The organism is Dyella sp. SG609, assembly GCF_012275375.1.
In the GTDB taxonomy this organism is placed as follows: domain Bacteria; phylum Pseudomonadota; class Gammaproteobacteria; order Xanthomonadales; family Rhodanobacteraceae; genus Dyella_D; species Dyella_D marensis.
This window is the reverse complement of sequence record NZ_JAAZQJ010000011.1, coordinates 78483-100635: the sequence shown is the minus strand read 5'-3', so window position 1 is coordinate 100635 and position 22153 is coordinate 78483. Positions and strand designations below refer to the sequence as shown.

22 protein-coding genes are annotated in these 22153 nt (G+C 69.3%); 16 read left to right on the top strand and 6 right to left on the bottom strand.

The features are described 5' to 3' along the window. Positions 1 to 92: 92 nt before the first annotated feature. A complete protein-coding gene (gene cutA / locus FHW85_RS17930) occupies positions 93 to 416 on the top strand; it encodes a divalent-cation tolerance protein CutA (RefSeq protein ID WP_168649162.1) in 324 nt (107 codons plus the stop codon). Here the strand turns inward: cutA and FHW85_RS17925 are convergent. The 3 genes from FHW85_RS17925 to FHW85_RS17915 form a co-directional block, all read right to left on the bottom strand. Next, the gene (locus tag FHW85_RS17925; protein WP_168649161.1) at positions 380 to 817 is read right to left on the bottom strand and encodes a cupin domain-containing protein; all 438 of its coding nucleotides are present in this window, start codon (positions 815 to 817) and stop codon (positions 380 to 382) included. The genes cutA and FHW85_RS17925 overlap by 37 nt on opposite strands. A gap of 11 nt (positions 818 to 828) precedes the next feature. Further along, the gene (locus FHW85_RS17920; RefSeq protein ID WP_246866810.1) at positions 829 to 1875 is read right to left on the bottom strand and encodes a TlpA disulfide reductase family protein; all 1047 of its coding nucleotides are present in this window, start codon (positions 1873 to 1875) and stop codon (positions 829 to 831) included. Positions 1876 to 1938: 63 nt separating this feature from the next. Then, positions 1939 to 3381, bottom strand: coding sequence for a PLP-dependent aminotransferase family protein (locus tag FHW85_RS17915; protein WP_168649160.1), 1443 nt, complete (start codon positions 3379 to 3381; stop codon positions 1939 to 1941). Between the two features lie 109 nt (positions 3382 to 3490). Here FHW85_RS17915 and FHW85_RS17910 point away from each other — a divergent pair, with 109 nt between their 5' ends. From FHW85_RS17910 to purH, 12 genes are all read left to right on the top strand, one after another. Next, positions 3491 to 4192 (top strand): glutathione S-transferase N-terminal domain-containing protein, encoded by a 702-nt coding sequence (locus FHW85_RS17910; RefSeq protein ID WP_168649159.1) that lies wholly within the window; start codon positions 3491 to 3493, stop codon positions 4190 to 4192. A gap of 182 nt (positions 4193 to 4374) precedes the next feature. Then, complete coding sequence (locus tag FHW85_RS17905; RefSeq protein ID WP_168649158.1) at positions 4375 to 5274, top strand: DMT family transporter; 900 nt, start codon at positions 4375 to 4377, stop codon at positions 5272 to 5274. Between the two features lie 103 nt (positions 5275 to 5377). Next, complete coding sequence (locus FHW85_RS17900) at positions 5378 to 7582, top strand: protein-disulfide reductase DsbD (protein ID WP_168649157.1); 2205 nt, start codon at positions 5378 to 5380, stop codon at positions 7580 to 7582. After that, a complete protein-coding gene (locus FHW85_RS17895) occupies positions 7582 to 8127 on the top strand; it encodes a TlpA disulfide reductase family protein (RefSeq protein ID WP_168649156.1) in 546 nt (181 codons plus the stop codon). Before FHW85_RS17900 ends, FHW85_RS17895 begins: the two co-directional genes overlap by 1 nt. A gap of 151 nt (positions 8128 to 8278) precedes the next feature. After that, the gene (gene aroQ / locus FHW85_RS17890; protein WP_168649155.1) at positions 8279 to 8728 is read left to right on the top strand and encodes a type II 3-dehydroquinate dehydratase; all 450 of its coding nucleotides are present in this window, start codon (positions 8279 to 8281) and stop codon (positions 8726 to 8728) included. A gap of 65 nt (positions 8729 to 8793) precedes the next feature. Next, positions 8794 to 9252 carry an acetyl-CoA carboxylase biotin carboxyl carrier protein gene (gene accB, locus FHW85_RS17885; RefSeq protein ID WP_168649154.1) on the top strand — a complete coding sequence of 153 codons (459 nt, stop codon included), beginning with the start codon at positions 8794 to 8796 and terminating at the stop codon, positions 9250 to 9252. Positions 9253 to 9271: 19 nt separating this feature from the next. Then, a complete protein-coding gene (gene accC, locus FHW85_RS17880; protein WP_168649153.1) occupies positions 9272 to 10630 on the top strand; it encodes an acetyl-CoA carboxylase biotin carboxylase subunit in 1359 nt (452 codons plus the stop codon). Between the two features lie 211 nt (positions 10631 to 10841). Beyond that, positions 10842 to 11795: a 50S ribosomal protein L11 methyltransferase gene (prmA, locus tag FHW85_RS17875; RefSeq protein WP_167255243.1), complete on the top strand. Its 954-nt coding sequence runs from the start codon at positions 10842 to 10844 to the stop codon at positions 11793 to 11795. Positions 11796 to 11888: 93 nt separating this feature from the next. Next, the gene (locus FHW85_RS17870) at positions 11889 to 12683 is read left to right on the top strand and encodes a zinc-ribbon and DUF3426 domain-containing protein (RefSeq protein ID WP_168649152.1); all 795 of its coding nucleotides are present in this window, start codon (positions 11889 to 11891) and stop codon (positions 12681 to 12683) included. Between the two features lie 166 nt (positions 12684 to 12849). Beyond that, the gene (locus FHW85_RS17865) at positions 12850 to 13137 is read left to right on the top strand and encodes a helix-turn-helix domain-containing protein (RefSeq protein WP_051548587.1); all 288 of its coding nucleotides are present in this window, start codon (positions 12850 to 12852) and stop codon (positions 13135 to 13137) included. 39 nt (positions 13138 to 13176) lie between these two features. Continuing rightward, positions 13177 to 13623 (top strand): GNAT family N-acetyltransferase, encoded by a 447-nt coding sequence (locus FHW85_RS17860; protein ID WP_167255240.1) that lies wholly within the window; start codon positions 13177 to 13179, stop codon positions 13621 to 13623. A 60-nt stretch (positions 13624 to 13683) separates the two neighbouring features. Beyond that, positions 13684 to 15294 (top strand): bifunctional phosphoribosylaminoimidazolecarboxamide formyltransferase/IMP cyclohydrolase, encoded by a 1611-nt coding sequence (gene purH, locus FHW85_RS17855; RefSeq protein ID WP_167255238.1) that lies wholly within the window; start codon positions 13684 to 13686, stop codon positions 15292 to 15294. A gap of 107 nt (positions 15295 to 15401) precedes the next feature. On the opposite strand, the gene FHW85_RS17850 is transcribed toward purH, so the two are convergent. Then, a complete protein-coding gene (locus tag FHW85_RS17850) occupies positions 15402 to 16400 on the bottom strand; it encodes a bile acid:sodium symporter family protein (RefSeq protein WP_168649151.1) in 999 nt (332 codons plus the stop codon). A 95-nt stretch (positions 16401 to 16495) separates the two neighbouring features. Between FHW85_RS17850 and FHW85_RS17845 the strand changes: the two genes are divergently transcribed. Together FHW85_RS17845 and FHW85_RS17840 are read left to right on the top strand one after the other, a co-directional pair. After that, the gene (locus tag FHW85_RS17845) at positions 16496 to 17410 is read left to right on the top strand and encodes a LysR family transcriptional regulator (protein ID WP_168649150.1); all 915 of its coding nucleotides are present in this window, start codon (positions 16496 to 16498) and stop codon (positions 17408 to 17410) included. Positions 17411 to 17453: 43 nt separating this feature from the next. Continuing rightward, a complete protein-coding gene (locus FHW85_RS17840) occupies positions 17454 to 18158 on the top strand; it encodes a glutathione S-transferase (RefSeq protein WP_168649149.1) in 705 nt (234 codons plus the stop codon). Between the two features lie 189 nt (positions 18159 to 18347). Here FHW85_RS17840 and FHW85_RS17835 read toward each other — a convergent pair whose 3' ends face one another. Beyond that, positions 18348 to 18779 carry an EamA family transporter gene (locus FHW85_RS17835; protein ID WP_167255230.1) on the bottom strand — a complete coding sequence of 144 codons (432 nt, stop codon included), beginning with the start codon at positions 18777 to 18779 and terminating at the stop codon, positions 18348 to 18350. A 7-nt stretch (positions 18780 to 18786) separates the two neighbouring features. Next, the gene (locus tag FHW85_RS17830; protein ID WP_168649148.1) at positions 18787 to 19245 is read right to left on the bottom strand and encodes a DUF2782 domain-containing protein; all 459 of its coding nucleotides are present in this window, start codon (positions 19243 to 19245) and stop codon (positions 18787 to 18789) included. A gap of 163 nt (positions 19246 to 19408) precedes the next feature. On the opposite strand from FHW85_RS17830, the gene polA reads away from it, so the two are divergent. Then, complete coding sequence (polA, locus tag FHW85_RS17825; RefSeq protein ID WP_168649147.1) at positions 19409 to 22138, top strand: DNA polymerase I; 2730 nt, start codon at positions 19409 to 19411, stop codon at positions 22136 to 22138. Positions 22139 to 22153 lie beyond the last annotated feature (15 nt).

Genomic DNA, 22153 nt, shown 5'->3' with positions numbered 1-22153 from the left:
GAAGCTGCAAGGGCTAATGGGGAAGGCCGGCGGGGCTTTCAAGGGGCGGCCGGGCATGCGGCGGCGGGGAGCCCACGCTAGGCTCCCCCACCATGACCGACCCCGTCCTGCTGTGCTACTGCACCTATCCCGACTCCGCCAAGTCCGCCGGATTCGCCAGAACCCTGGTGGAAGAAGGGCTGGCCACCTGCGTGAACCGCCTGCCCGGGGTGCGCTCGACCTACCGCTGGCAGGGCAAGGTCAGCACCGACGTCGAGGAATTGCTGCTCATCAAGACCACCGCGGCGCGCTTCGAGGCCCTCAAGGCGCGCGTGCTGGAACTGCATCCCTACGAGCTGCCGGAGCTGATCGCGGTGCCGGTGGAACGCGGCCACGAGGCTTATCTGGACTGGGTCCGGGCCGGCGTGCTGATCTGATCTGGCGCCGCCTGCTCCGGCACGGTCAGCCGGGCATCCGGCCGGGCCACGAACACCACCAGGAAAGTCGCCGGCTCCGTGCCGCTGACATTCGCCGTGCCCAGGTGATGCGCCCCGGCCGGCTCGAACCAGCTCTCGCCGGGGCCGTATTCCCGCGCCGGCTCGCGGTCGACCTGGCTGCGCACGCGGCCGGACAGCATGTAGACGAAGGCGTCGGCCTCGTGATGGTGTGGCTTGGACTGCTGGCCGGGGGCGAAGGTGACGGTCAGCGCGACCAATTTCTTGCCGGGCGCCTGAGTCAGTGGCGCGGTGAGCAGCGGATGTTCCTCGGCCGCCAACGCCGGCAGAGCGACGCCGGCGACGAGCCCAAGCGCGAAAACACAGCGAAGCAAGGTGGACATGGCGGCCTCCCTCAACGCGCGGTCAAAGTCTTGAGCGCCTGATTCAGCGGCGCCCCGGCCTGCTCGACGCGGGCGGTGATGCGCCCCTGCGCATCGAACAGCAGCACCGTCGGCACGTGGGTCACGCGGAAGCGGCGGAACAGCGCGCCCGAATCGTCCAAGGTCAGCGGCATGCCGATGCGGTGCTCGTCGCGGTACTTCACCAGCTCGTCGTGCGCGGCCCACAGGCCGGAAGCGACGCCGACCCAGCGCAGCTTCGTGTCATGCGCCGACAGCGCGCCGACCTGTTCGCGCATCGCGCGGCAGCTCCTGGAAAGCTCGGGCCGGCTGGTCGCCAGGTAGGACTCGCACCAGGGCGACAGGAACACCAGCGCCGTCGGCTTGCCTGCTTCCGGCAGCGACAGATGCTTGCCGTCCAGCATGGCGGCGTCGAACGCGGGTACGCGGTCGCCGGTGTCGTAATGCGCCTCCTGCTTCGGCGCCGCCGCGCCGGCCGCGGCCACGCCGCTGCTGCCGCGCGCCGCCTGCAACGCGGCATCGAGCCTGGCGTTCGCCTCGTGGCCGACGTAGAGGATGCGGCCGTCGCGCCCGATCACCACGTGCTGCGGCGTCACGCGCAGATGGAAGGCCTCGCCCAGCGAGCCGTCGTCGAACACCAGCGGCATCTTCAGGCCCATCTCGTCGCGGTACTTGCGCACGTCTTCGATGGTTTCGTCGAAGCCGACGCTGATGGCGATCACCGCCAGGTCGGGGCCGGCTTCCTCGTAGGTCTTCTTCAGATGCGGCATCTGCTCGCGGCAGGGCACGCACCAGGTGGCCCAGAACTTCAGATACACCGCCTGCTTGCCGTACAGGCTGGCCAGATCGATGGTCTTGCCGTCGATGGTCTTCACGGTGACGCGCGGCGCCGGCTGGCCGACCAGGCTCTTGCCGGCGGCTTCGGCGCGCTGCTGGCCGGATTGCGCCCAGGCCGGCGCGGCGGCCAGGCCCAGCAGGAGGAAACCGCAAAGGAGGAAGCGATGCATGGCGGGGAGATCCAGGCTGAGAGTGGGCGCCATGCTCCGCTTCCGGTGGTCCGGTTTTAAGGACCACTTCCGGCCAATGCTTGGGGACCACTTCGCTCAGCGCGGCAGCAGCCGCGCGATGCGGCGCACCGCCTCCTCCATGCGCCGGGTCTCCATCAGCCCATAGCCCAGCGCCAGGCCGTTGGAGGCGACGCGCCCGAACGTATAGCCATCCAGGCCTTCGATGCGCACGCCCTGCCCGGCCGCCTGTTCGACCAGCACATCCGTACGCAGCTTGGCCGGCAGCCTGGCGGACAGATGCAGCCCGGCGTCGGAAGGCCAGGCTTCCAGTCCATGGCGCGCCAGCGCGTCGAGCAAGGCCTCGCGCCGCTCCGCATAGACGTTGCGCATGCGCCGCACATGGCGCGCCAGATGTCCCTCGGCAATGAAGGCCGCCAGCGTGTCCTGCGCGGGCACGTCGCAATGCCAGTCGGCCAGTTCCTTCGCCGCCGCCAGCGCCGGCAGCAGCCATGGCGGCGCCACCACGTAGCCGATGCGCAGCGCGGGGAACAGGCATTTGGAAAAAGTGCCGACGTAGCAGACCGAGCCTTCGCGATCGAGCGTCTGCAGCGCATCCAGCGGCCGCCCGCCGTAGCGGAATTCGCCGTCGTAGTCGTCCTCGATCACCGTGGCGCCGCGTGCCGCGGCATGCGCCAGCAGCTCCGCGCGGCGGCGCGGCGACATCGACATGCCCAGCGGGAACTGATGCGACGGCGTCACGTAGATCACCCGCGCCTCGGCGGGAATCCGTTCCACCACGATGCCTTCGCCATCCACCGGCACCGGCACCACCTTGGCGCCCGCCGCGGCAAACGCCGCGCGCAGTGGCGTATAGCCAGGATCCTCTACCGCGACCACGGTGCGTCCCGGCGTCACCAGCACGCGCGCCAGCAGGTCGAAGGCCTGCTGCGCGCCGCTGGTCACCATCACGTCGTCCGGGTCGCAGGCCACCGCGCGCGCGAACGACACATGCTGCGCGATCGCCTCGCGCAGCACCGGCCGCCCGCGCGACTGCCCCGACATCGACGGCAACCGCGACACGCCGCGCAGCGCACGTGCCGACAGCCGGCGCCACACCTCGAACGGAAACTGCCGCGTATCCGGCACGCCCAGGCGGAAATCGTAGGCGAACGCGCCCGGCGGTGGCGACGGCGCGGGCGGGCGCGCCTCGCGCCAGTACGGCGCCAGTCGGCGGTCGCCGCCGGCCTCGGCCGCGGTGGAGCGCGCGCGGGCGCGGCGTTCCATCAGGTCGGCCACGTAGTTGCCGGCGCCGCGCCGCGCGACCACATAGCCCTCGCTCAGCAGCAGGTCGTAGGCCGCCACCACGGTGTTGCGCGACAGCTGCAGCGCCTGGGCCAGTTCGCGCGTGGCGGGCAGCCGCAGGCCGGGTTTCAGGCGGCCGTCCAGGATCGCCGCGCGCAGTTGCGCATGCAGCGCGGCCTGCCGCTGGCGCGATCCCTTGGCCGGCAGCTCCAGCGGGAACTCGAACGGATGAACCATGGCCTGCCCCGCAAAGTGGACCCCAATAATTGTCGCATTGTGGTCCTTTTGCCAGACCATCGAACGACCTAGCCTGCACCCGTCGCCATTCCCGCTTAAGGCCGCCGCCATGATCGAGCTCTACTACGCCGCCACCCCCAATGGCCTGAAAGCCCGCCTGTTCCTGGAAGAGGCCGGTATTCCCTACCGCCTGGTCCCGGTCAGCCTGAGCAAGGGCGAGCAGTTCAAGCCGGCGTTCCTGGCCGTTTCGCCGAACAACAAGATCCCGGCCATCGTCGACCACGAGCCCGCCGACGGCGGCGCGCCGCTCACGATGTTCGAATCGGGCGCGATCATGCTTTACCTCGCCGAGAAGACCGGCCGCCTGATCCCGTCGGACCTGCGCGGCCGCACCGAGGTGCTGCAGTGGCTGTTCTGGCAGATGGCCGGCCTGGGTCCGATGGCCGGGCAGATCGGGCACTTCAATGTGTACGCGCCGGAGAAGCTGCCCTACGCGATCGACCGCTACACCCGCGAAGTGCACCGCCTGTACGGCGTGCTCGATCGCCGGCTGGAAGGGCGCGAGTTCATCGCCGGCGAATTCTCCATCGCCGACATCGCCTGTTACCCATGGATCGTTCCGCACGAAGCACATGGGCAGGACCTGGAGCAGTTTCCGAACCTGTTCCGCTGGTTCCGCACGATGGCGGCGCGTCCCGCCACGCTGCGTACCTACGAAGGCGTGGAAAACGCGTACGCGCCGAAGCATGCGCTGACGGAAGCGGAGCGGCAGGTGCTGTTCGGGCAGGGCAAATCAGCGACCGTGCCTTGATAGGAAACTCCACGAAGAAATCCTTCTCCCGCCGGGAGAAGGTGGCGGCAGCCGGATGAGGGTTCGGTCGGAGCGATGCACATCACTCTTGCGCTCCGGCCGAACCCTCACCCCAACCCCTCTCCCGGTGGGAGAGGGGCTCAAGCTTCCAACTTCCCTCTTTCACCATGAGCCCTCACGCCATGAAGAAATCCGATCTCGCCGCGCTGCTCTTGCTGGGTGCCCTGTGGGGCGCGTCGTTCCTGTTCATGCGCATGGGCGCGGACCAGTTCGGCGGCATGGCGCTGGCCGGGCTGCGCGCGATCGGCGCGGCGCTGTGCTCGCTGCCGCTGCTGGCTTCGCGCGAGCGGCTGGCCGAGATGCGCCGGCATTGGCGGCCGATCGTGGTGGTGGGCATGAGCAATTCGGCGCTGCCGTTCGTGCTGTTCTCCTACGCGGCGATAAGCTTGCCGGCGGGCGTGTCGGCCATTTCCGACGCGATCGGGCCGCTGCTGGTGGCGCTGTCGGGCTGGCTGTGGCTGGGCGAGAAGCTGGACGGCGCGCGCACCGCCGGCCTGGCCGTGGGTTTTGCCGGTGTGGTGTGGCTGATCGCCGGCAGCGTGGGTTTCGGCCATGGCGGCGGTTCGGCCTGGGCCATGGCGGCCTGCGTCGGCGCCAACGTCTGCTATGCCTTCGGCGCGCATTACGGCCAGCGCCGCCTGCGCGGCGTGTCGCCGCTGGCGGTGGCTACCGGCAGCCAGCTGGCCGCGGCCATCGCGCTGCTGCCGCTCACGGTGTGGCTGTGGCCGGCCAAGATGCCGGGCGCGCAGGCCTGGTTCGCCATGTTCGGCCTGGCCGCCGCCTGTACCTCGCTGGCCTACGTGCTCTTCTACCGCCTGATGGCGCGCGTCGGTGCGACCCGCACGCTGGCGGTGCTGTACCTGATTCCGGTGTTCGGCGCGCTGTGGGGGCTGATGTTCCTGGGCGAGCCGGTCACCTTGTCGATGGCCGGCGGCTGCGTGGTGATCCTGCTCGGCGTGGCGCTGACCACGGGGCTGATCCGCCCGCGCAGCCTTCCCGCGGCCACGCCGGAACAAGCCTGACGTCCCCGCTGTCCTCCCCCGGCCGGCGCTGCGCAGGCCGGCTGCGCCATAATCCGAGATCGCCCGCGTCCCCGCGCCGGGCACGCCCTTCGCTGGAGCCGCAATGCAACCGATCCGCCTGATCCGACCGACGGCGCGCTTCCCCGCCCTCGCCTGGCCCGCTCTTATCCTGCTTGGCCTGGCCCTGCTGCTGTCCGGCATCGGCAACGCCCTGGCGCAGGACGACGACGGCATCCTGCCGGTGACCGAGGCCTACAAGCTGAAGGCCGACGCCTCCACGCCGGGTGTGCTGAAGCTGCACTGGGACATCGCGCCGGACTACTACCTCTATCGCGGCCGCATGAAGTTCACCGGGGCGGAAGGCATCACCGCCGGCGAGGCGAAGCTGCCCGACGGCGCCAGGCATCACGACGAATACCTCGGCGACGTGGAGATCTACCACCACGAAGTGGACGCCACCGTGCCCTACACCGTGGCCGCCGGCACGCAGCGGCTGAAGATCGCCGTGCGCTACCAGGGCTGCCACGAGGTGGAGCCGAAGATCTGCTATCCGCCGCATACCGAACAGCTGGACCTGCCGCTGCCCGCCGGCACCGCGCAGGCCGACGCCGCCGCGCCGCAGACCCTGGGCGCCGCGCTCGCCCAACTCGGCGGCACGCCGCCGGGCGCCGCACCCGGCACCGACAGCGCGCCGCTGCCGGCCGAGCAGGCGTTCCGCTTCGAAGCCCTGGCCCGCTCGCCGAACCAGCTGCTGCTGCGCTGGACCATGCCCAAGGGCTATTACCTGTACCGCGACCAGACTTCGCTGCATCTCAATGCCGCAGGCTTGAAGCTGGGCCAGCCGCAGTGGCCGCAGGGCACGACCAAGCAGGACCCGCACTTCGGCAACGTCACCGTGTACTTCGACCAGGTCGAGCTGCCGGTGGCGATCGAGGGCGACACTTCGAAGCTCAAGCAGCTGGCGGTCGAAGCCAGCTTCCAGGGCTGCCAGGACGGCGGACTGTGCTATCCGATGATGTCGCGCGCGGTCACCGTGGACCTGGCCGGCGGCGCCGTCGCCACCGGCGAGACCGTGGCGGGCCCCGCGCCGGAAACGCGCCCCGCCGCCGCGCTGGACGTGAGCCTGTGGGCCGCCCTGCTGCTCGCCCTGGGCGGCGGCCTCGTGCTGAACCTGATGCCGTGCGTGCTGCCGGTGCTGTCGATCAAGGCGGTCGGCCTGATCGAAAGCGGCGAGAGCCCCGCGCACCGGCGCCGCCATGCGCTGGCCTATACCGCCGGCGTGCTGGTGAGCTTCGTGGTGCTGGGCCTGGTGATCCTGTCGCTGAAAGCCGCCTGGGGCGCGCAGCTGCAGAAGCCGCTGGTGGTGGCCACGCTGTCGCTGGTGATGCTGGCGGTGGCGCTGTCGATGTCCGGCGTGGTGCAGTTCGGCGCCTCGCTGGGCAATACCGGCAGCGGCCTGGCGAGCCGCGCGGGCCTGGCCGGCGATTTCTTCACCGGCGTGCTCGCGGTGGTGGTGGCCAGCCCCTGCACCGCGCCGTTCATGGGCAGCGCGCTGGCTTATGCGCTGGCCGCGCCGACCGCGCAGGCGATGCTGGTGTTCGTGATGCTGGGCTTGGGTCTCGCCCTGCCCTTCCTCGCCGTGGGCTACGTGCCGGCGCTGGCGCGCCTGCTGCCGCGGCCCGGCGCATGGATGGACACGCTCAAGCAGGTGCTGGCCTTCCCGATGTACCTGGCCGCCGCCTGGCTGGCCTGGGTGCTGGCCAACCAGCGCGGCGCCGACGCCGTGGGCCTGCTGCTGGTGGCGGGCGTGATGCTGGCGATGGCGCTGTGGTGGTTCGAGCGGGCCCGCTATCGCAGCGCCGGCGCGCGTGTCCTGGCCGTGCTGCCGCTGCTGCTTGCGCTCGCGCCGCTGTATTACCTGGCGCATCTGCCGCCGCCGGTGGCGGCCGCCAGCGCCGCGGAAGGCACCGTCGCCTTCACCCCGGCCAAGCTGGCCGAGCTGCGCAAGGCCGGCACCCCGGTATTCGTGGACATGACCGCCGACTGGTGCATCACCTGCAAGGCCAACGAGCACGCCGTGCTTGCCACGGACGCCTTCCACGACCTGCTCAAGCGTACCGGCGCCGTCTATATGAAGGGCGACTGGACTAACGAAGACCCGGACATCACTGCCTTCCTGCAGCAGTACCACACGCCCGGCGTGCCGCTGTACGTGGTGTTCCCGAAGAACGGCGGCGAAGGCCGCAAGCTGCCGACGGTGCTGACCGCTTCCCTGGTCGAGCAGGCACTGACCGAGGCGGCGAAGTAATGCTCAGCCGCGGCAACTGGCTGATCCTCGGCGCGGCGGTGCTGGTCGCCGCGCTGGGCGGCTGGCTGCAGCACGCCAGCCGGCAGGCGCATGCGCCGGGCGGGGTGCAGGCGGCGAAGGTGGGCGACATGCGTCCGGACCTGGCCCTGCCGGGGCTGGACGGCAGGGAACATCGCCTGTCCGAGTTCCATGGCCGCCGCGTGCTGCTCAACTTCTGGGCCAGCTGGTGCGGCCCCTGCCTGGACGAGATGCCGGCGCTGGCCAGGACGCAGGCGAAATTCGGCGAACAGGGCGCCATCATCATTGGCATCGCCATGGACGAACCGGCCCGGGCGCGCGCGTTTCTGGCCGCCCATCCGGTGAACTACCCCATCCTGCTCGGCCAGCTGGAAAGTCCCAGCACCTCGCTGCGGCTGGGCAACGTCGGCGAAGTGTTGCCGTACAGCGTGCTGCTGGACGGCAACGGCCGCATCCTCGATGCACGCCGCGGCGCCCTGGACGCCGCCACCCTGGAACGCTGGCTGGCGGCCCCGGCCGCGCCCTGAGGCCATTCCGGCAGCCATACGGCCTCGCACGGTTTAACGCGAACTTCTCCGCCGAACATCGCCGATCTGCGCCGAACTGGACAACATTGCCGACTGCGCGCACACTCCCGCCGGTCGCCGGGTCCTGCCCGGTCCCGTTGAAGGTTTCGGCGTGGCGAAGATCCTGGTCCTGCACGGACCCAACCTCAATCTGCTGGGCGTGCGCGAACCGGACATCTACGGCCGCGCCACGCTGGCTGACATCAACTCTGCCCTCGCCGCGCGCGCCCAGGCCGCCGGCCACGAGCTGGCCTGGTTCCAGTCCAATGCGGAGCACGAGCTGATCGGCCGCATCCACCAGGCTCGCGACGAGCAGGTGGCGATCATCCTGTTCAATCCCGGCGCCTTCACCCACACCAGCATCGCCCTGCGCGACGCGCTGGCCGGGGTGGCGATCCCGTTCGTGGAAGTGCACCTCTCGAACGTGCATGCGCGCGAACCGTTCCGCCGCCACTCCTACCTGGCCGACGTCGCCGTGGGCGTGATCTGCGGCTTCGGCGCGGACAGCTACCGGCTGGCCCTGGAAGCGGCGCTCAGCCGCCTGGAGCGGGCCGCCTCCTGAGCGCCCGCCACCTCAAGCATTCCCTTCCCTGCCGCCGCGGCGGCACCAACGAAAAGGTTTGACCGATGGACCTGCGCAAGATCAAGAAACTGATCGACCTGCTCGAGGAATCCAACCTCGCCGAGCTCGAGATCAAGGAAGGCGAAGAAGTCGTGCGCCTGTCGCGCGTGCCGAAGGGAACCGTCAACGTGGCGGCCGCCCCCGTGATGGCGCCGGTGATGCAGGCCCCCGCCCCGGCCGCCGCTCCCGCGCCCGCCGCCGAAGCCGCTCCCGCCAGCACGCTGCCGGCCGGCCACGTGGTGAAGGCGCCGATGGTCGGCACCTTCTATGCCTCGGCCACCCCGGGCGCCGCTGCTTTCGTCAAGGTCGGCCAGCAGGTCAAGGCGGGCGAGACGCTGGGCATCATCGAAGCCATGAAGATGTTCAACCAGATCGAAGCCGACGTCGGCGGCACGGTGCAGGCCATCCTGGTCGAGAACGGCCAGCCAGTGGAGTTCGACCAGCCCATGTTCGTGATCGCCTGAGCGGCCGACGACCATGCCCATGCTGGAAAAAGTCGTCATCGCCAACCGGGGGGAGATCGCGCTGCGCGTGCTGCGCGCCTGCCATAGCCTCGGCATCAAGACGGTCGCCGTGCATTCCACCGCCGACCGCAACCTCAAGCACGTCGGCCTGGCCGACGAGTCGATCTGCATCGGCCCGGCGCCGTCGGTCGACAGCTACCTCAATATCCCGCGCATCATCGCCGCGGCCGAGATCACCGACGCCCAGGCCATCCACCCGGGCTACGGCTTCCTGTCCGAGCGCGCCGACTTCGCCGAGCAGGTGGAGCAGTCGGGCTTCATCTTCATCGGCCCGACCGCGGACGTGATCCGCCTGATGGGCGACAAGGTGGAAGCGATCCGCGCCATGAAGGCCGCGGGCGTGCCCTGCGTGCCCGGCTCCGGCGGCCCGCTCGGCGACGAAGTGGACGAGAACATCCGCATCGCGCGCGAGATCGGCTACCCGGTGATCATCAAGGCCGCCGGCGGCGGCGGCGGCCGCGGCATGCGCGTGGTGCGCACCGAGGCGCACCTGGGCAACGCCATCACCATGACCAAGCAGGAGGCCAAGGCGGCCTTCGGCAACGATCAGGTGTACATGGAGAAGTTCCTGGAGAATCCGCGCCACGTGGAAATCCAGGTGCTGGCCGACGGCCAGGGCCATGCCATCCACCTGGGCGAGCGCGACTGCTCGATGCAGCGCCGCCACCAGAAGGTGGTGGAAGAAGCACCCGCGCCGGGGATCACGCCGGAACTGCGCGAGCAGATCGGCAAGGTCTGCGTCGACGCCTGCCTGCGCATCGGCTATCGCGGCGCCGGCACCTTCGAATTCCTGTTCGAGGGCGGCCGCTTCTACTTCATCGAGATGAACACCCGCATCCAGGTGGAGCACCCGGTGACCGAGCTGATCACCGGCATCGACCTGGTGCGCGAGCAGCTGCTGATCGCCGGCGGCGAGAAGCTGTCGATCCGCCAGGAAGACATCAAGATCCACGGCCACGCCATCGAGTGCCGCATCAACGCCGAGGACCCGGACAGCTTCCTGCCCTCGCCCGGCACGGTGAAGCGCTTCGAGGCCCCGGGCGGCCCGGGCGTGCGCGTCGACACGCATCTGTACGACGGCTACAAGATCCCGCCGAACTACGATTCGATGATCGGCAAGCTGATCGTGCACGGCCCCGACCGCGAGACCGCCATCGCGCGCATGCGCCTGGCCCTGGCCGAGACGGTGATCGAAGGCGTGAAGTGCAACATCCCGCTGCAGCAGCGCATCATGGCCGACGTCGGCTTCCAGCACGGTGGACAGAACATCCACTACCTGGAAAAGCGCATGGCGGAGCAGAAGGAACAGGCGCACTAGCACGACCCTCCAATGCTGGAATCCTTCTCCCTCCGGGAGAAGGTGCCGGCAGGCGGATGAGGGTTCGGGCGGAGCGGTGCACGTCACTCTTACGCTCCGCCCGCACCCTCACCCCAACCCCTCTCTCCCACGGGGACTACCTTCGGATCGCCGGCGGGAGAGGGGCTTTATCTTCCGGCCGCCTCGCGGCTCCATCACTGCATTGCCGCCCATGCCCTTCCTCGAACTCACCCTCACCATCCGCTCCGAACAGCAGCCGCGCGTGGAAGAAGCGCTCGAGGACATCGGCGCGCTGTCCGTGACCCTGCAGGACGCCGATGCGGAAACGCCGGACGAGCAGGCCATCTTCGAACCGGGCGTGGGCGAGCTGCCGCTGTGGCCGACCATCACCTTGAACGCGCTGTTCGACGAGCACGCCGACCGGCGCGGCCTGACCGAGGCGCTGGGCGAACTGCTGCCGTGGCTGGAACCGGACCAGGTGCAGTACCGCGACGTCGCCGACCAGGACTGGGAGCGCGCGTGGATGGATACCTTCAAGCCGATGCAGTTCGGCCGCCGGCTGTGGATCTATCCGTGGAACATCGAACCGCCCGCCGATGACGAAGCGGTGGTGGTGCGCCTCGATCCCGGCCTGGCCTTCGGCAGCGGCACCCATCCCACCACGGCGCTGTGCCTGGAATGGCTGGATGCGCAGGCGCTGCAGGGCCGCACCGTGGTCGACTACGGTTGCGGCTCGGGCATTCTCGCCATCGCCGCGCTCAAGCTCGGCGCCGCCAGCGCGGTGGGCGTGGACAACGACCCGCAGGCGCTGACCGCCTCGGCCGACAATGCCGAACGCAACGAAGTGTCCGAGCGCCTGGCGCTGTTCCTCCCCGAAGACCTCATGCCGGAGGCCGCTCCTGCGCATCCTGCGCCCGCGGCACTAGCGCATCCATGCGCGTCGCCGGCCGACGTCTTCATCGCCAACATCCTGGCCGGCCCGCTGGCGGAACTGGCCCCGACCTTCGCCGCCGCGGCGAAGCACGGTGCCCCGTTCGCCATCTCGGGCATCCTCAAGGGCCAGGAAGAAGAACTGCTCGAGCGCTACGCCGAATGGTTCACAGATCTGCGCGTGGACGTGCGCGAGGACTGGGTGCGCATCAGCGGACGCCGCCGCGCCGCGTGAAGCCGGCGCCAAAGCGCCGATGCGGTTGCATATTCGCCGGCGCGTTTGCGGCTACCCTTTACAGGTCGACGCGCCACCGACTCTACTTGCCGCATGTACGCCCAATGCCCCGACTGCCTGACCGTGTTCTCGATGGATGCGGAAATCCTTGCGCAGGCGCGCGGCCGCGTCGTGTGCGGGCATTGCCATGGCCAGTTCAACGCGCTGGACAATCTCAGCGGCCAGCTGCCGCCGGAGCCGTTCCAGCGCCTGCCTGAGCGCGGCGCCGCCGGCGCGCCGCCGCAGGTGGAAACGGCGGTGTACCGGCCGCGCCCGGAGCCGCAGACCTTCGCGGCCGACGCCGGCGCGCCGGGCTCCGGCGAAGATTTCGCCCAGCTGAAGTTCTCCCCGCGCTTCGCGCGCGAAGCTCGCAGCAGCGGCGCGCGCCGCTGGCCGTGGCTGGTGGCGTGCCTCATCCTGCTGTTGCTGCTGTGCGCGCAGCTGGCCTGGGCCAAGCGCGAGGACCTCGTCGCCGATCCCACCACCGGCCCCTTGCTGCGCCAGCTCTGCGCAGGCGTCGGCTGCAACCTGCCGCTGGTGCAGGACACCACGCAGCTGCGCCTGCTGGCGCGCGACGTGCAAGCCCACCCGTCGGTGCCCGGCGCACTGCTGATCAGCGCCACCGTGCACAACGACGCCGGCTTCGACCAGCCCTGGCCGGTGGTGGTGGTGACCTTGTCCGACGTGGACGGCAAGCGCCTCGCCATGCGCCGCCTGCGCCCGTCCGAATACCTTGGCGACGGCGCCGCGGTCGCGCAGGGCCTGTCCGCCGGCGGCAATGCCGCGCTGGTGCTGGAAGTCGAAGACCCGGGCAACAAGGCGGTGGCCTTCGAGATCGGTTTCGAATGAACCGGGCCGTCCGCTAAGAAAATCAGTACTTAAAATTCTCCGGTCACAGGGGTAAACTCTCACCCCTTCGACTGCTGTTCGGCGTTCCATGCGAGCCGCCGCCCGCGGTACCAGCCAAAGCAACATGTGGCGACCCATGCAGTCGCCGCGAAGTCATGTGAGGGAGATGTCCGTGAACGCCGTCAGACTGCCTGCTGCCGAGGCCGCCAAGGAGTCCTCGTCGCAGAGCGCGTTGAGCGAATGCGTTACCCGCACCGTCCGTCGCTATCTCGCCGATATCGGCGACACCGAGTGCGCGGAAGGTCTGCACGCGCTCGTCATCCGCGAAGTGGAAGGCCCGCTGCTGCGCGAAGTACTCGCCTGGCACGACGGCAACCAGAGCCGCGCCGCCACCGCGCTCGGCATCAACCGCGCCACGCTGCGCAAGAAGCTCGCCGCCCACGGCCTGCTCTGAAGACTCGACGCGGCGCGCTGCCGCATCGAGGGGTCAAGGATGTCCACCGCTGTAATCCGCCCCGTCACCGAAGCCGACCACGCAGCGATCGTCGCCTTGTGGGAAGCCGCCGTGCGCGCCACGCATGATTTCCTCACCGAAGCAGACATCGTCTTCTTCCGCGGCTTCCTGCCCGGCATCTTTGGACATCTAAACGTCCAGGTCGCCGAGCTCGAAGGCCGCGTCGCCGGCTTCGTCGGTATTTCCGAGCGGCATATCGAAGCGCTGTTCGTGCACCCTTCGCTGCACCAGCGCGGCATCGGGCGGCAGCTGCTGGATGCAGTGGTTTCCAGCGATCCGCGCGTCCCCTGGACGGTGGACGTGAACGAGCAGAACCCCGGCGCCACGCATTTCTACGAGCGCTACGGCTTCGTGCGCATCGGCCGCTCCGAGCTGGATGCAAGCGGACGTCCATTTCCCCTGCTGCACCTGGTGCTGCGCCGCTGAGCGCGCCAACCCGGGGAGCCGCGGCGCTATAATTGCGCCTTTCCCGCAGGAACCCGCCTCATGTCCGCAGCTTCCACGGCGCCGATCCGCCGCGCCCTGCTCAGCGTCTCCGACAAACACGGGCTGATCGACCTGGCCCGCCGCCTGTCCGCCAAGGGCATCGAGCTGCTCTCCACCGGCGGCAGCGCCAAGGCGATCCGCGAGGCCGGCCTGCCGGTGCGCGACGTGAGCGACCTGACCGGTTTCCCGGAAATCATGGACGGCCGCGTCAAGACCCTGCACCCGAAGGTGCATGGCGGCCTGCTCGGCCGCCGCGGCACCGACGACGCGGTGATGGCGCAGCTGGAAATCGCGCCGATCGACCTGCTGGTGCTGAACCTGTATCCGTTCGAGGCCACCGTGGCGCGCGCGGACTGCACGCTGGAACAGGCCATCGAGAACATCGACATCGGCGGCCCGGCCATGCTGCGTTCGGCGGCGAAGAACTGGAACGACGTGGGCGTGCTCACCTCGCCCGACCAGTACGACGCAGCGCTGCAGGAGATCGAGCAGCACGGCGGCCTGTCGCGCGCCACGCGCTTCAAGCTGGCGGTGGCCGCGTTCAACCGCGTGTCCAACTACGACGGCGCGATCAGCGACTATCTCTCGTCCATCCATCTCAACGAGACGCAGGATGCGATCGCCAGCAAGGACCTGTTCGGCGCCCAGGCCAACGGCCGCTTCGTCAAGCTGATGGACCTGCGCTACGGCGAGAACCCGCACCAGCACGCCGCCTTCTACCGCGACCTGTATCCGGCGCCGGGCACGCTGGCCACGTTCCGCCAGATCCAGGGCAAGGAACTCTCGTTCAACAACATCGCCGACGCCGACGCCGCATGGGAATGCGTGCGCAGCTTCGCCAAGCCGGCCTGCGTGATCGTCAAGCACGCCAACCCGTGCGGCGTGGCGGTGAGCCTCGAGGGCGTGGGCCGCGCCTACGACCTGGCCTACCAGACCGATCCCACCTCGGCCTTCGGCGGCATCATCGCCTTCAACCGCGAGCTCGACGGCGCCACCGCGCGCGCCATCGTGGAGCGCCAGTTCGTGGAAGTGGTGCTGGCCCCGGCCTATGCGGAAGACGCACTGCTGGCCTTCGCCAGGAAGGGCAACGTGCGCGTGCTGCTGATCCCGCCGCCGGCCGACGGCGACCTGCGCAGCCCGCATCCGGGCGCCGACGTGCGCCGCGTGGGCTCGGGCCTGCTGATCCAGACCGCGGACCGCGGCATGGTCACCGCGGAAGACCTCAAAGTGGTGACCAAGCGCGCACCGACCGAGGCGGAAGTGCACGACCTGATCTTCGCCTGGAAGGTGGCCAAGTACGTCAAGAGCAATGCCATCGTCTACGCGCGCAACCGCCAGACCATCGGCATCGGCGCCGGCCAGATGAGCCGCGTGTACAGCGCGCGCATCGCCGGCATCAAGGCGGCGGACGAGAAACTCGAAGTGCGCGGCTCGGTCATGGCCTCCGATGCGTTCTTCCCGTTCCGCGACGGCATCGACGCGGCGGCGCAGGCGGGCATCACGGCGGTAATCCAGCCGGGCGGCTCGATGCGCGACGCGGAAACGATCGCCGCGGCGGACGAGCACGGCATGGCGATGGTGTTTACCGGGATGCGCCACTTCCGGCACTGATCGGTAAACCGACGTAGGTTGGGGTGCGCCGAAGGCAAACCCCAACATCGCCACCTTCAAGCGCATCGCACCGTTGGGGTTCGCCTTCGGCTCACCCCAACCTGCGCCTAGGCGCCGCGCGTCTCCGCGGCGCCCTTCCACTCCGTCGAACGCGCCGCATACCGCCGCGCCAGCACCGCGCAGGTCATCAGCTGGATCTGGTGGAACAGCATGATCGGCAGCACGATCGCGCCCAGCGGATGGCCGGCGAACAGCACCTTGGCCATCGGCACGCCGCTGGCGAGGCTCTTCTTGGAGCCGCAGAACACGATGGTGATCTCGTCCGCGCGGTCGAAGCCCAGCGCGCGTGCGCCATAGCGCGTCACCAGCAGCGCGATCGCCAGCAGCACCGCGTTCACCACCAGCAGCCCGCCGAGCACCGGCAGCGGCACCTGCTTCCACAGGCCTTGCAGCACGGCGGCGCTGAACGCGGTGTACACCACCAGCAGGATCGAGCCCTGGTCCACGTAGGACACCAGGCCGCGATGCTTCGCCACCCAGCCGCCGATCCAGCGCTGCGCGACCTGGCCGGCCACGAAGGGCACGAACAGCTGCAAGGTGATCGAGCCGATGGCTTCCCAGGACATGCCGCCCTGCCCGTGCGATTCCAGCATCACGCCCACCAGCAGCGGCGTGATCACGATGCCCAGCAGGCTGGAGGCCGAAGCCGAGCAGATCGCCGCCGCAACATTGCCGCGCGCGATCGAGGTGAAGGCGATCGACGACTGCACCGTCGACGGCAGCGCGCACAGGAACAGCACGCCCAGGTACAGCTCCGGCGTCACCAGCGGCGCCAGCAGCGGACGCAGCAGCAAGCCCAGCAGCGGGAACAGCACGAAGGTGCTGGCCAGCACGGTCAGGTGCAGCCGCCAATGCGTGGCGCCGGCTACCACCGCTTCGCGCGACAGCTTGGCGCCGTGCAGAAAGAACAGCAGCGCGATGGCCACGTCGGTCAGCACCTCGAACACGCTCGCGGCGGCGCCACGGCAGGGCAGCACGGTGGCCAGCGTCACGGTGAGGATCAGCGCGCAGGTGAAACGGTCGGGAAGGAAGCGGCGGAGGGACATGGCCGTGGGCTGGTCGGGCGGGATCGGGGACTATTGCAGCGTCCGGCCATTGATAAATCAAATCGTTTTATCTTATTCACTGATACGATCATCGCATGAATGTCAGCCTGCGCCAGCTCCGCGCCTTCCTCGCCGTGGCCCGCCTGCAGCACTTCCGGCGCGCCGCCGAGAGCCTGCACCTGACCCAGCCGGCGATCAGCCGGCATATCGCGGAGCTTGAGGCCGAGCTGGACGTGCGCCTGTTCGACCGCAACACCCGCGAAGTCGTCCCCACCGAAGCCGGCCGCTATCTGCAGGGCGCGGTGGAGCGCGTGCTGGACGAACTGGAAGGCGTGCTCGCCCACGTGCATTCAGAAAGCGAGCGGCGGCGCGGCAAGGTGCGCGTGGCCTCGGTGCCCACCCTTTCCGCGGGCCTGATGCCGGCCAGCATCGCCGCCTGCGCACGCGACTATCCGCAGCTCACGGTGCAACTGCACGACCAGGCGCAGACGCTGGTGCTGGACAGCGTGCGCAGCGGCGAAGTGGATTTCGGCCTGGCCATCGAACCGGCCGACCGCGAATCCTTCGATACGGAAACCATCCTGCGCGATCCGTTCGTGCTGGTCTGCCGCGCCGATCATCCCTTCGCCGCGCTGGCCGACGTGCCATGGAAGAAGCTCAAGGGCCAGCCACTGGTGCTGCTCGACCAGACCTCCGGCAGCCGCCGCCTGATCGACCGCCAGCTCGCCGCGCAGCGCATCGATCCGCAGGTCGCGCAGCAGGCCGGCCACACGCTCACCGCATTCCGCATGGTGGAAGCGGGCCTGGGCGTGAGCGTTGCGCCGCAGCTGTCGCTGCCCGCGCCGGGCGCGCTGGTGGCGCGGCCGCTGGTGCCGGTGGTGCATCGCGAAGTCACCCTGGTCCGCCGTCGCCATCGCTCGCTGTCGCCGGTGGCGGCGCTGGTGTGGGAACGCATCCGCGATACCGCGGCGATCCTCGCCGACGCACGCCGGAAGATCACGCCGCGTTGAGCCGTGCCCGCCTAGCGTCGGCGGTTCCCCGCAGGAGAACGCCATGCGCTATCAGCTCTATTACTGGACCGGCATCCAGGGCCGCGGCGAATTCGTGCGCCTGGCGCTGGAAGACGCCGGCGCGGATTACGCCGACGTCGCACGCGAGCAGGGCGACGACGCCATCCTGCCGTTCCTGCGCGGCGAGCGGCCCGGTGCGCGGCCGTTTGCGCCGCCGTTTCTGAAGGCGGGGCGCCTGGTCATCGCGCAGACCGCGGAAATCCTGTTCTGGCTCGGTCCTCGCCACGCGCTGGTGCCGGACAGCGAAACCGGACGCCTGTATGCGCATCAGCTGGAGCTGACCATTTCCGATCTGGTGGTGGAAGCGCACGACACGCATCACCCCATCGCCAGCGGCCTGTACTACGAAGACCAGCGCCCGGCCGCGAAGCAGCGCGCGGAGGATTTCCGCAAGCACCGCATGCCGAAGTATCTGGGCTATTTCGAAGACGTGCTCGACAAGGCCGGCGGCCACTACGCAGTGGGCCGCCATTCGTACGTCGACCTGTCGCTGTTCCAGGTGATGAGCGGCCTGGCCTATGCGTTCCCGGAAGCGATGAAGCGCATGCGCAAGAAAGTACCGCTGCTGAGCGCGCTGGCCGAAAGAGTCGCCGAGCGCCCGCGCATCGCCGCCTATCTGGATTCGCCGCGGCGCATTCCCTTCAACGAGATGGGCATCTTCCGCCATTACGCCGAACTCGATGGCTGACCGTAGGTTGGGGTGAGCCGCAGGCGACTGCGAAGGCAGGATGCCGTAGCGAACATCCGCGCAGCGGATGGCCCGAAGGGCTGGCTGCTGATGCAGCCAGTAACCCCAACATCGCCACCTTGATGCGTATCGCATCGTTGGGGTTCGTCGATGGCTCACCCCAACCTACGCCATGCGTCGACCGATGCTTCAGAAGATCGCGATCACCAGCGCACCCGCAAGAATCAGCGCGCCGCCCAGCAGGGTCGGCCAGCTCGGCTTCTCGCCCAGCACCAGCAGCCCCAGCACGATCACGAAGGCCACGCTGAGCTTGTCGATCGGCGCCACCTTGCTCACCGGCCCCAGCTGCAGCGCGCGGTAGTAGCACAGCCACGACAGGCCGGTGGCGATGCCCGACAGCACCAGGAACAGCCAGGCCTGCCACGACAGGCCGGCGGGCCGCGCCCACTCGCTGCGCAGGCTCAGGATGCCGGCCGTCACCACCAGGATCACCACGGTGCGGATGAAAGTGGCGAGGTTGGAATTGATCCCCGCCACGCCGAGCTTGCCGAACAGTGCGGTGAGCGCGGCGAAGAACGCCGAGCCCAGCGCAAACAGCAGCCAGCTCTCGCGCAGGTTCATGCCGGGCTTAGGAGCCGCAGGAGGGCTCGCCCTCGGCCGGGCGGCTCTTGCCCCACTCCAGCACCTTGTACATCACCGGTTTCACCGGCTCGCGCGGGCCGCTCTGGCTGACCTGGCTGTAGTTGCCCTTGGGGTCGACCAGGTAGATCTGCTCGGGGCCGAACTTCGGCTTCACCACCACCTGGTACAGCGAGCCGCTGCGGCGGTATTCCTGGATGGTGTTGTCGTCCTTGGTGCACTCGGTGACCTGCGGCTCGTCGGCCGGCCCGGCACCCGGCTTCGCGGACGTGGCGGGCGACTTGGGCGAGCTCTGCGCCGTGGCCGGCTTCGGCGGCTGGGTGGCCTTGACGCCCGGGTCGTTCATGCCCGGCGGCGGCGGCGCCGGCGGCAGCGACTGGGCCGACTGCGCGAACACCGGCGCGGCGGCGAAAACACCCAGGGCAATGAACAAGGCGGCAGGCTTCATATCGGATCTCCTCGCGAAGTCCCGAGCATAGCAGCGGGGCCGCGCCGCACCGTGAAGCGCGGCAACACGGCACATCGGCGCTACACTCGCGCTTCCCTTCCGGCCGGCGACCGCCCGCATGGCGCGCGGCCTGCCTTCTTCTCCCAGGCTTCCCGTGGCGTCCATGTCCAAGCTCATCCTCATCGACGGCTCTTCGTATCTCTACCGCGCCTTCCACGCGCTGCCTCCGCTGACCAATTCGCAGGGCGAGCCCACCGGCGCGCTGTTCGGCGTGGTCAACATGCTGCGCGCCACCTTGAAGGCGAGGCCCGACTACGTGGCCTTCGTCAGCGACGCGCCGGGCCCCACCTTCCGCGACGCGCTATACGACCAGTACAAGGCCAACCGCCCGCCGATGCCGGACGAACTGCGCGCCCAGGTCGACCCGATGCTGGCCATCGTCGGCGCGCTGGGTTTTCCGATCCTGCGCGTCGACGGCGTGGAAGCGGACGACGTGATCGGCACGCTGGCCGTGCAAGCGCATGCGCGCGGCATCGAGGTGGAGATCTCCACCGGCGACAAGGACCTCGCCCAGCTGGTGCGCCCCGGCGTGACCCTGGTCAACACCATGACCAACACCACCATGGACGACGCCGGCGTCATGGAAAAATTCGGCGTGCGGCCGGAGCAGATCATCGACTACCTCACCCTGGTGGGCGACTCGGTGGACAACGTGCCCGGCGTGCCCAAGTGCGGCCCCAAGACCGCCGCCAAGTGGCTGGCCGAATACGGCTCGCTCGACGGCCTGATCGCGCAGGCCGACAAGGTGGGCGGCAAGATCGGCGAGAGCCTGCGCGCGGCGCTGCCGCAGCTGCCGCTGTCGCGCGAACTGGTGACGATCCGGCTGGACGTGCCGCTGGACCGCGGCGTGGAAGAACTGCAGCTGCGCGACCGCGACACCGACCAGCTGCGCGAGCTGTACACCCGCTACGAATTCAAGGCTGCGCTGAAGGAGATGGAAGGCGGCGAGTCCGCCGCGCCCGCACCCGCCGCTGCAGCCGTGGCGTCCACGCCGGTATCGGCGCAGCCGACCGGCGATCTCAGCGGCCCCGGCCGCTACGAACTGGTCACCACCGAAGCGCAGCTCGACGCCTGGCTGGACAAGCTGCGCACGGCCGAACTGATCGCCTTCGACACCGAGACCACCAGCATCGACGCGATGCGCGCGGAAATCGTCGGCCTGAGCCTGTCGGTGGAAACCGGCGAAGCCTGCTACGTGCCGCTGACGCACGACTATCCCGGCGCACCGCAGCAGCTGCCGCGCGACGAAGTACTGGCCAGGCTGAAACCCATCTTCGAAGACCCCGCGCGGCCCAAGCTCGGCCAGCACGCCAAGTACGACATCAACATCCTGTCGCTCTACGGCATCGTGCTGCAGGGGCTGAAGCACGATTCGATGCTGGAATCGTACGTGTGGAACGCCACCGCCACGCGCCACGACATGGATTCGCTGGCGCGCAAATACCTCGGCTACGACACCGTGAAGTACGAGGAAGTGGCCGGCAAGGGCGCCAAGCAGATTTCCTTCTCGCAGGTGGACGTGGACACCGCCTGCCGCTACGCCGCCGAAGACGCCGACGTCACCCTGCGCCTGCACCGCGCGCTGTGGCCGCTGCTGCAGACCGAGCCGAAGCTGCTCGGCGTGTACGAGAACATCGAGATCCCGCTGGTGCCGGTGCTGGCCGGCATGGAGCAGCGCGGCGTGCTGATCGACGTATCGAGCCTGCGCCTGCAAAGCCAGCAGCTGGGCAAGCGCATGCTGGAACTGCAGCAGCAGGCGTGGAAGGCCGCCGGCCACGATTTCAGCCTGGACTCGCCCAAGCAGCTGCAGAACGTGCTGTTCGACGAACTCGGCCTGCCGGCCAAGCTGCGCACGCCGACGGGGCAGCCGTCGACCAACGAGGAAGCGCTGGAAGCGATCGCCGACGAGCATCCGCTGCCGCGCCTGATCCTGGACTACCGCGGCCTGGCCAAGCTGCGCTCCACCTATACCGAGAAGCTGGCCGAGATCGTCAACCCGCGCACCGGCCGCGTGCACACCAGCTATCACCAGGGCGCGGTGGCGACGGGGCGCGTGTCGTCTTCCGATCCCAACCTACAGAACATCCCGGTGCGCACCGAGGAAGGGCGGCGCATCCGCCAGGCCTTTATCGCGCCGCCGGGCTGGAAGGTGATGGCGGCGGACTACTCGCAGATCGAGCTGCGCATCATGGCCCACCTGTCCGGCGACGAAGGCCTGCTGCGCGCGTTCCAGGAAGGCGGCGACGTGCACCGCGCCACCGCCGCCGAAGTGTTCGGCCTGCCGCCGGAACAAGTCAGCGCCAACCAGCGCCGCGCCGCCAAGGCGATCAACTTCGGCCTGATGTACGGCATGAGCGCATTCGGCCTGGCGCGCCAGCTCGGCGTGGACCGCGGCGAAGCCAGCGACTACATGGCGCGCTACTTCGCCCGCTATCCCGGCGTGCACGCCTTCATGGACGCCACGCGCGAGCAGGCGCACCGCGACGGCTACGTCGAAACCATCTTCGGCCGCCGCCTGTACCTGGAGAACCTCAGCAACCGCAACCAGGCCCTGCGCGCCGGCGCCGAACGCGCCGCGGTGAATGCGCCGATGCAGGGCAGCGCGGCCGACATCATCAAGCGCGCCATGATCTCGGTGGCCGCGTGGCTGAAGGGCCGCGACGACGCCCACATGCTCATGCAGGTGCACGACGAGCTGGTATTCGAAGTGCGCGCGGACGCGGTTGACGAGGTACGCGCCGCGGTGGTGCAGCGCATGTCCGGTGCGGCCGAATTGCGCGTGCCCTTGCTTGTGGAGGCTGGCGTCGGCGCCAACTGGGACGAGGCGCACTGAGCTTTCGCGGCATTT

Bases quoted from the DNA above. Each gene is read 5' to 3' on its own strand.
- cutA (WP_168649162.1), top strand. From the start codon at position 93: ATGACCGACCCCGTCCTGCTGTGCTACTGCACCTATCCCGACTCCGCC.
- FHW85_RS17925 (WP_168649161.1), bottom strand. From the start codon at position 817: ATGTCCACCTTGCTTCGCTGTGTTTTCGCGCTTGGGCTCGTCGCCGGC.
- FHW85_RS17920 (WP_246866810.1), bottom strand. From the start codon at position 1,875: ATGGCGCCCACTCTCAGCCTGGATCTCCCCGCCATGCATCGCTTCCTC.
- FHW85_RS17915 (WP_168649160.1), bottom strand. From the start codon at position 3,381: ATGGTTCATCCGTTCGAGTTCCCGCTGGAGCTGCCGGCCAAGGGATCG.
- FHW85_RS17910 (WP_168649159.1), top strand. From the start codon at position 3,491: ATGATCGAGCTCTACTACGCCGCCACCCCCAATGGCCTGAAAGCCCGC.
- FHW85_RS17905 (WP_168649158.1), top strand. From the start codon at position 4,375: ATGAAGAAATCCGATCTCGCCGCGCTGCTCTTGCTGGGTGCCCTGTGG.
- FHW85_RS17900 (WP_168649157.1), top strand. From the start codon at position 5,378: ATGCAACCGATCCGCCTGATCCGACCGACGGCGCGCTTCCCCGCCCTC.
- FHW85_RS17895 (WP_168649156.1), top strand. From the start codon at position 7,582: ATGCTCAGCCGCGGCAACTGGCTGATCCTCGGCGCGGCGGTGCTGGTC.
- accB (WP_168649154.1), top strand. From the start codon at position 8,794: ATGGACCTGCGCAAGATCAAGAAACTGATCGACCTGCTCGAGGAATCC.
- accC (WP_168649153.1), top strand. From the start codon at position 9,272: ATGCTGGAAAAAGTCGTCATCGCCAACCGGGGGGAGATCGCGCTGCGC.
- prmA (WP_167255243.1), top strand. From the start codon at position 10,842: ATGCCCTTCCTCGAACTCACCCTCACCATCCGCTCCGAACAGCAGCCG.
- FHW85_RS17870 (WP_168649152.1), top strand. From the start codon at position 11,889: ATGTACGCCCAATGCCCCGACTGCCTGACCGTGTTCTCGATGGATGCG.
- FHW85_RS17865 (WP_051548587.1), top strand. From the start codon at position 12,850: ATGTCCGTGAACGCCGTCAGACTGCCTGCTGCCGAGGCCGCCAAGGAG.
- FHW85_RS17860 (WP_167255240.1), top strand. From the start codon at position 13,177: ATGTCCACCGCTGTAATCCGCCCCGTCACCGAAGCCGACCACGCAGCG.
- purH (WP_167255238.1), top strand. From the start codon at position 13,684: ATGTCCGCAGCTTCCACGGCGCCGATCCGCCGCGCCCTGCTCAGCGTC.
- FHW85_RS17850 (WP_168649151.1), bottom strand. From the start codon at position 16,400: ATGTCCCTCCGCCGCTTCCTTCCCGACCGTTTCACCTGCGCGCTGATC.
- FHW85_RS17845 (WP_168649150.1), top strand. From the start codon at position 16,496: ATGAATGTCAGCCTGCGCCAGCTCCGCGCCTTCCTCGCCGTGGCCCGC.
- FHW85_RS17840 (WP_168649149.1), top strand. From the start codon at position 17,454: ATGCGCTATCAGCTCTATTACTGGACCGGCATCCAGGGCCGCGGCGAA.
- FHW85_RS17835 (WP_167255230.1), bottom strand. From the start codon at position 18,779: ATGAACCTGCGCGAGAGCTGGCTGCTGTTTGCGCTGGGCTCGGCGTTC.
- FHW85_RS17830 (WP_168649148.1), bottom strand. From the start codon at position 19,245: ATGAAGCCTGCCGCCTTGTTCATTGCCCTGGGTGTTTTCGCCGCCGCG.
- polA (WP_168649147.1), top strand. From the start codon at position 19,409: ATGTCCAAGCTCATCCTCATCGACGGCTCTTCGTATCTCTACCGCGCC.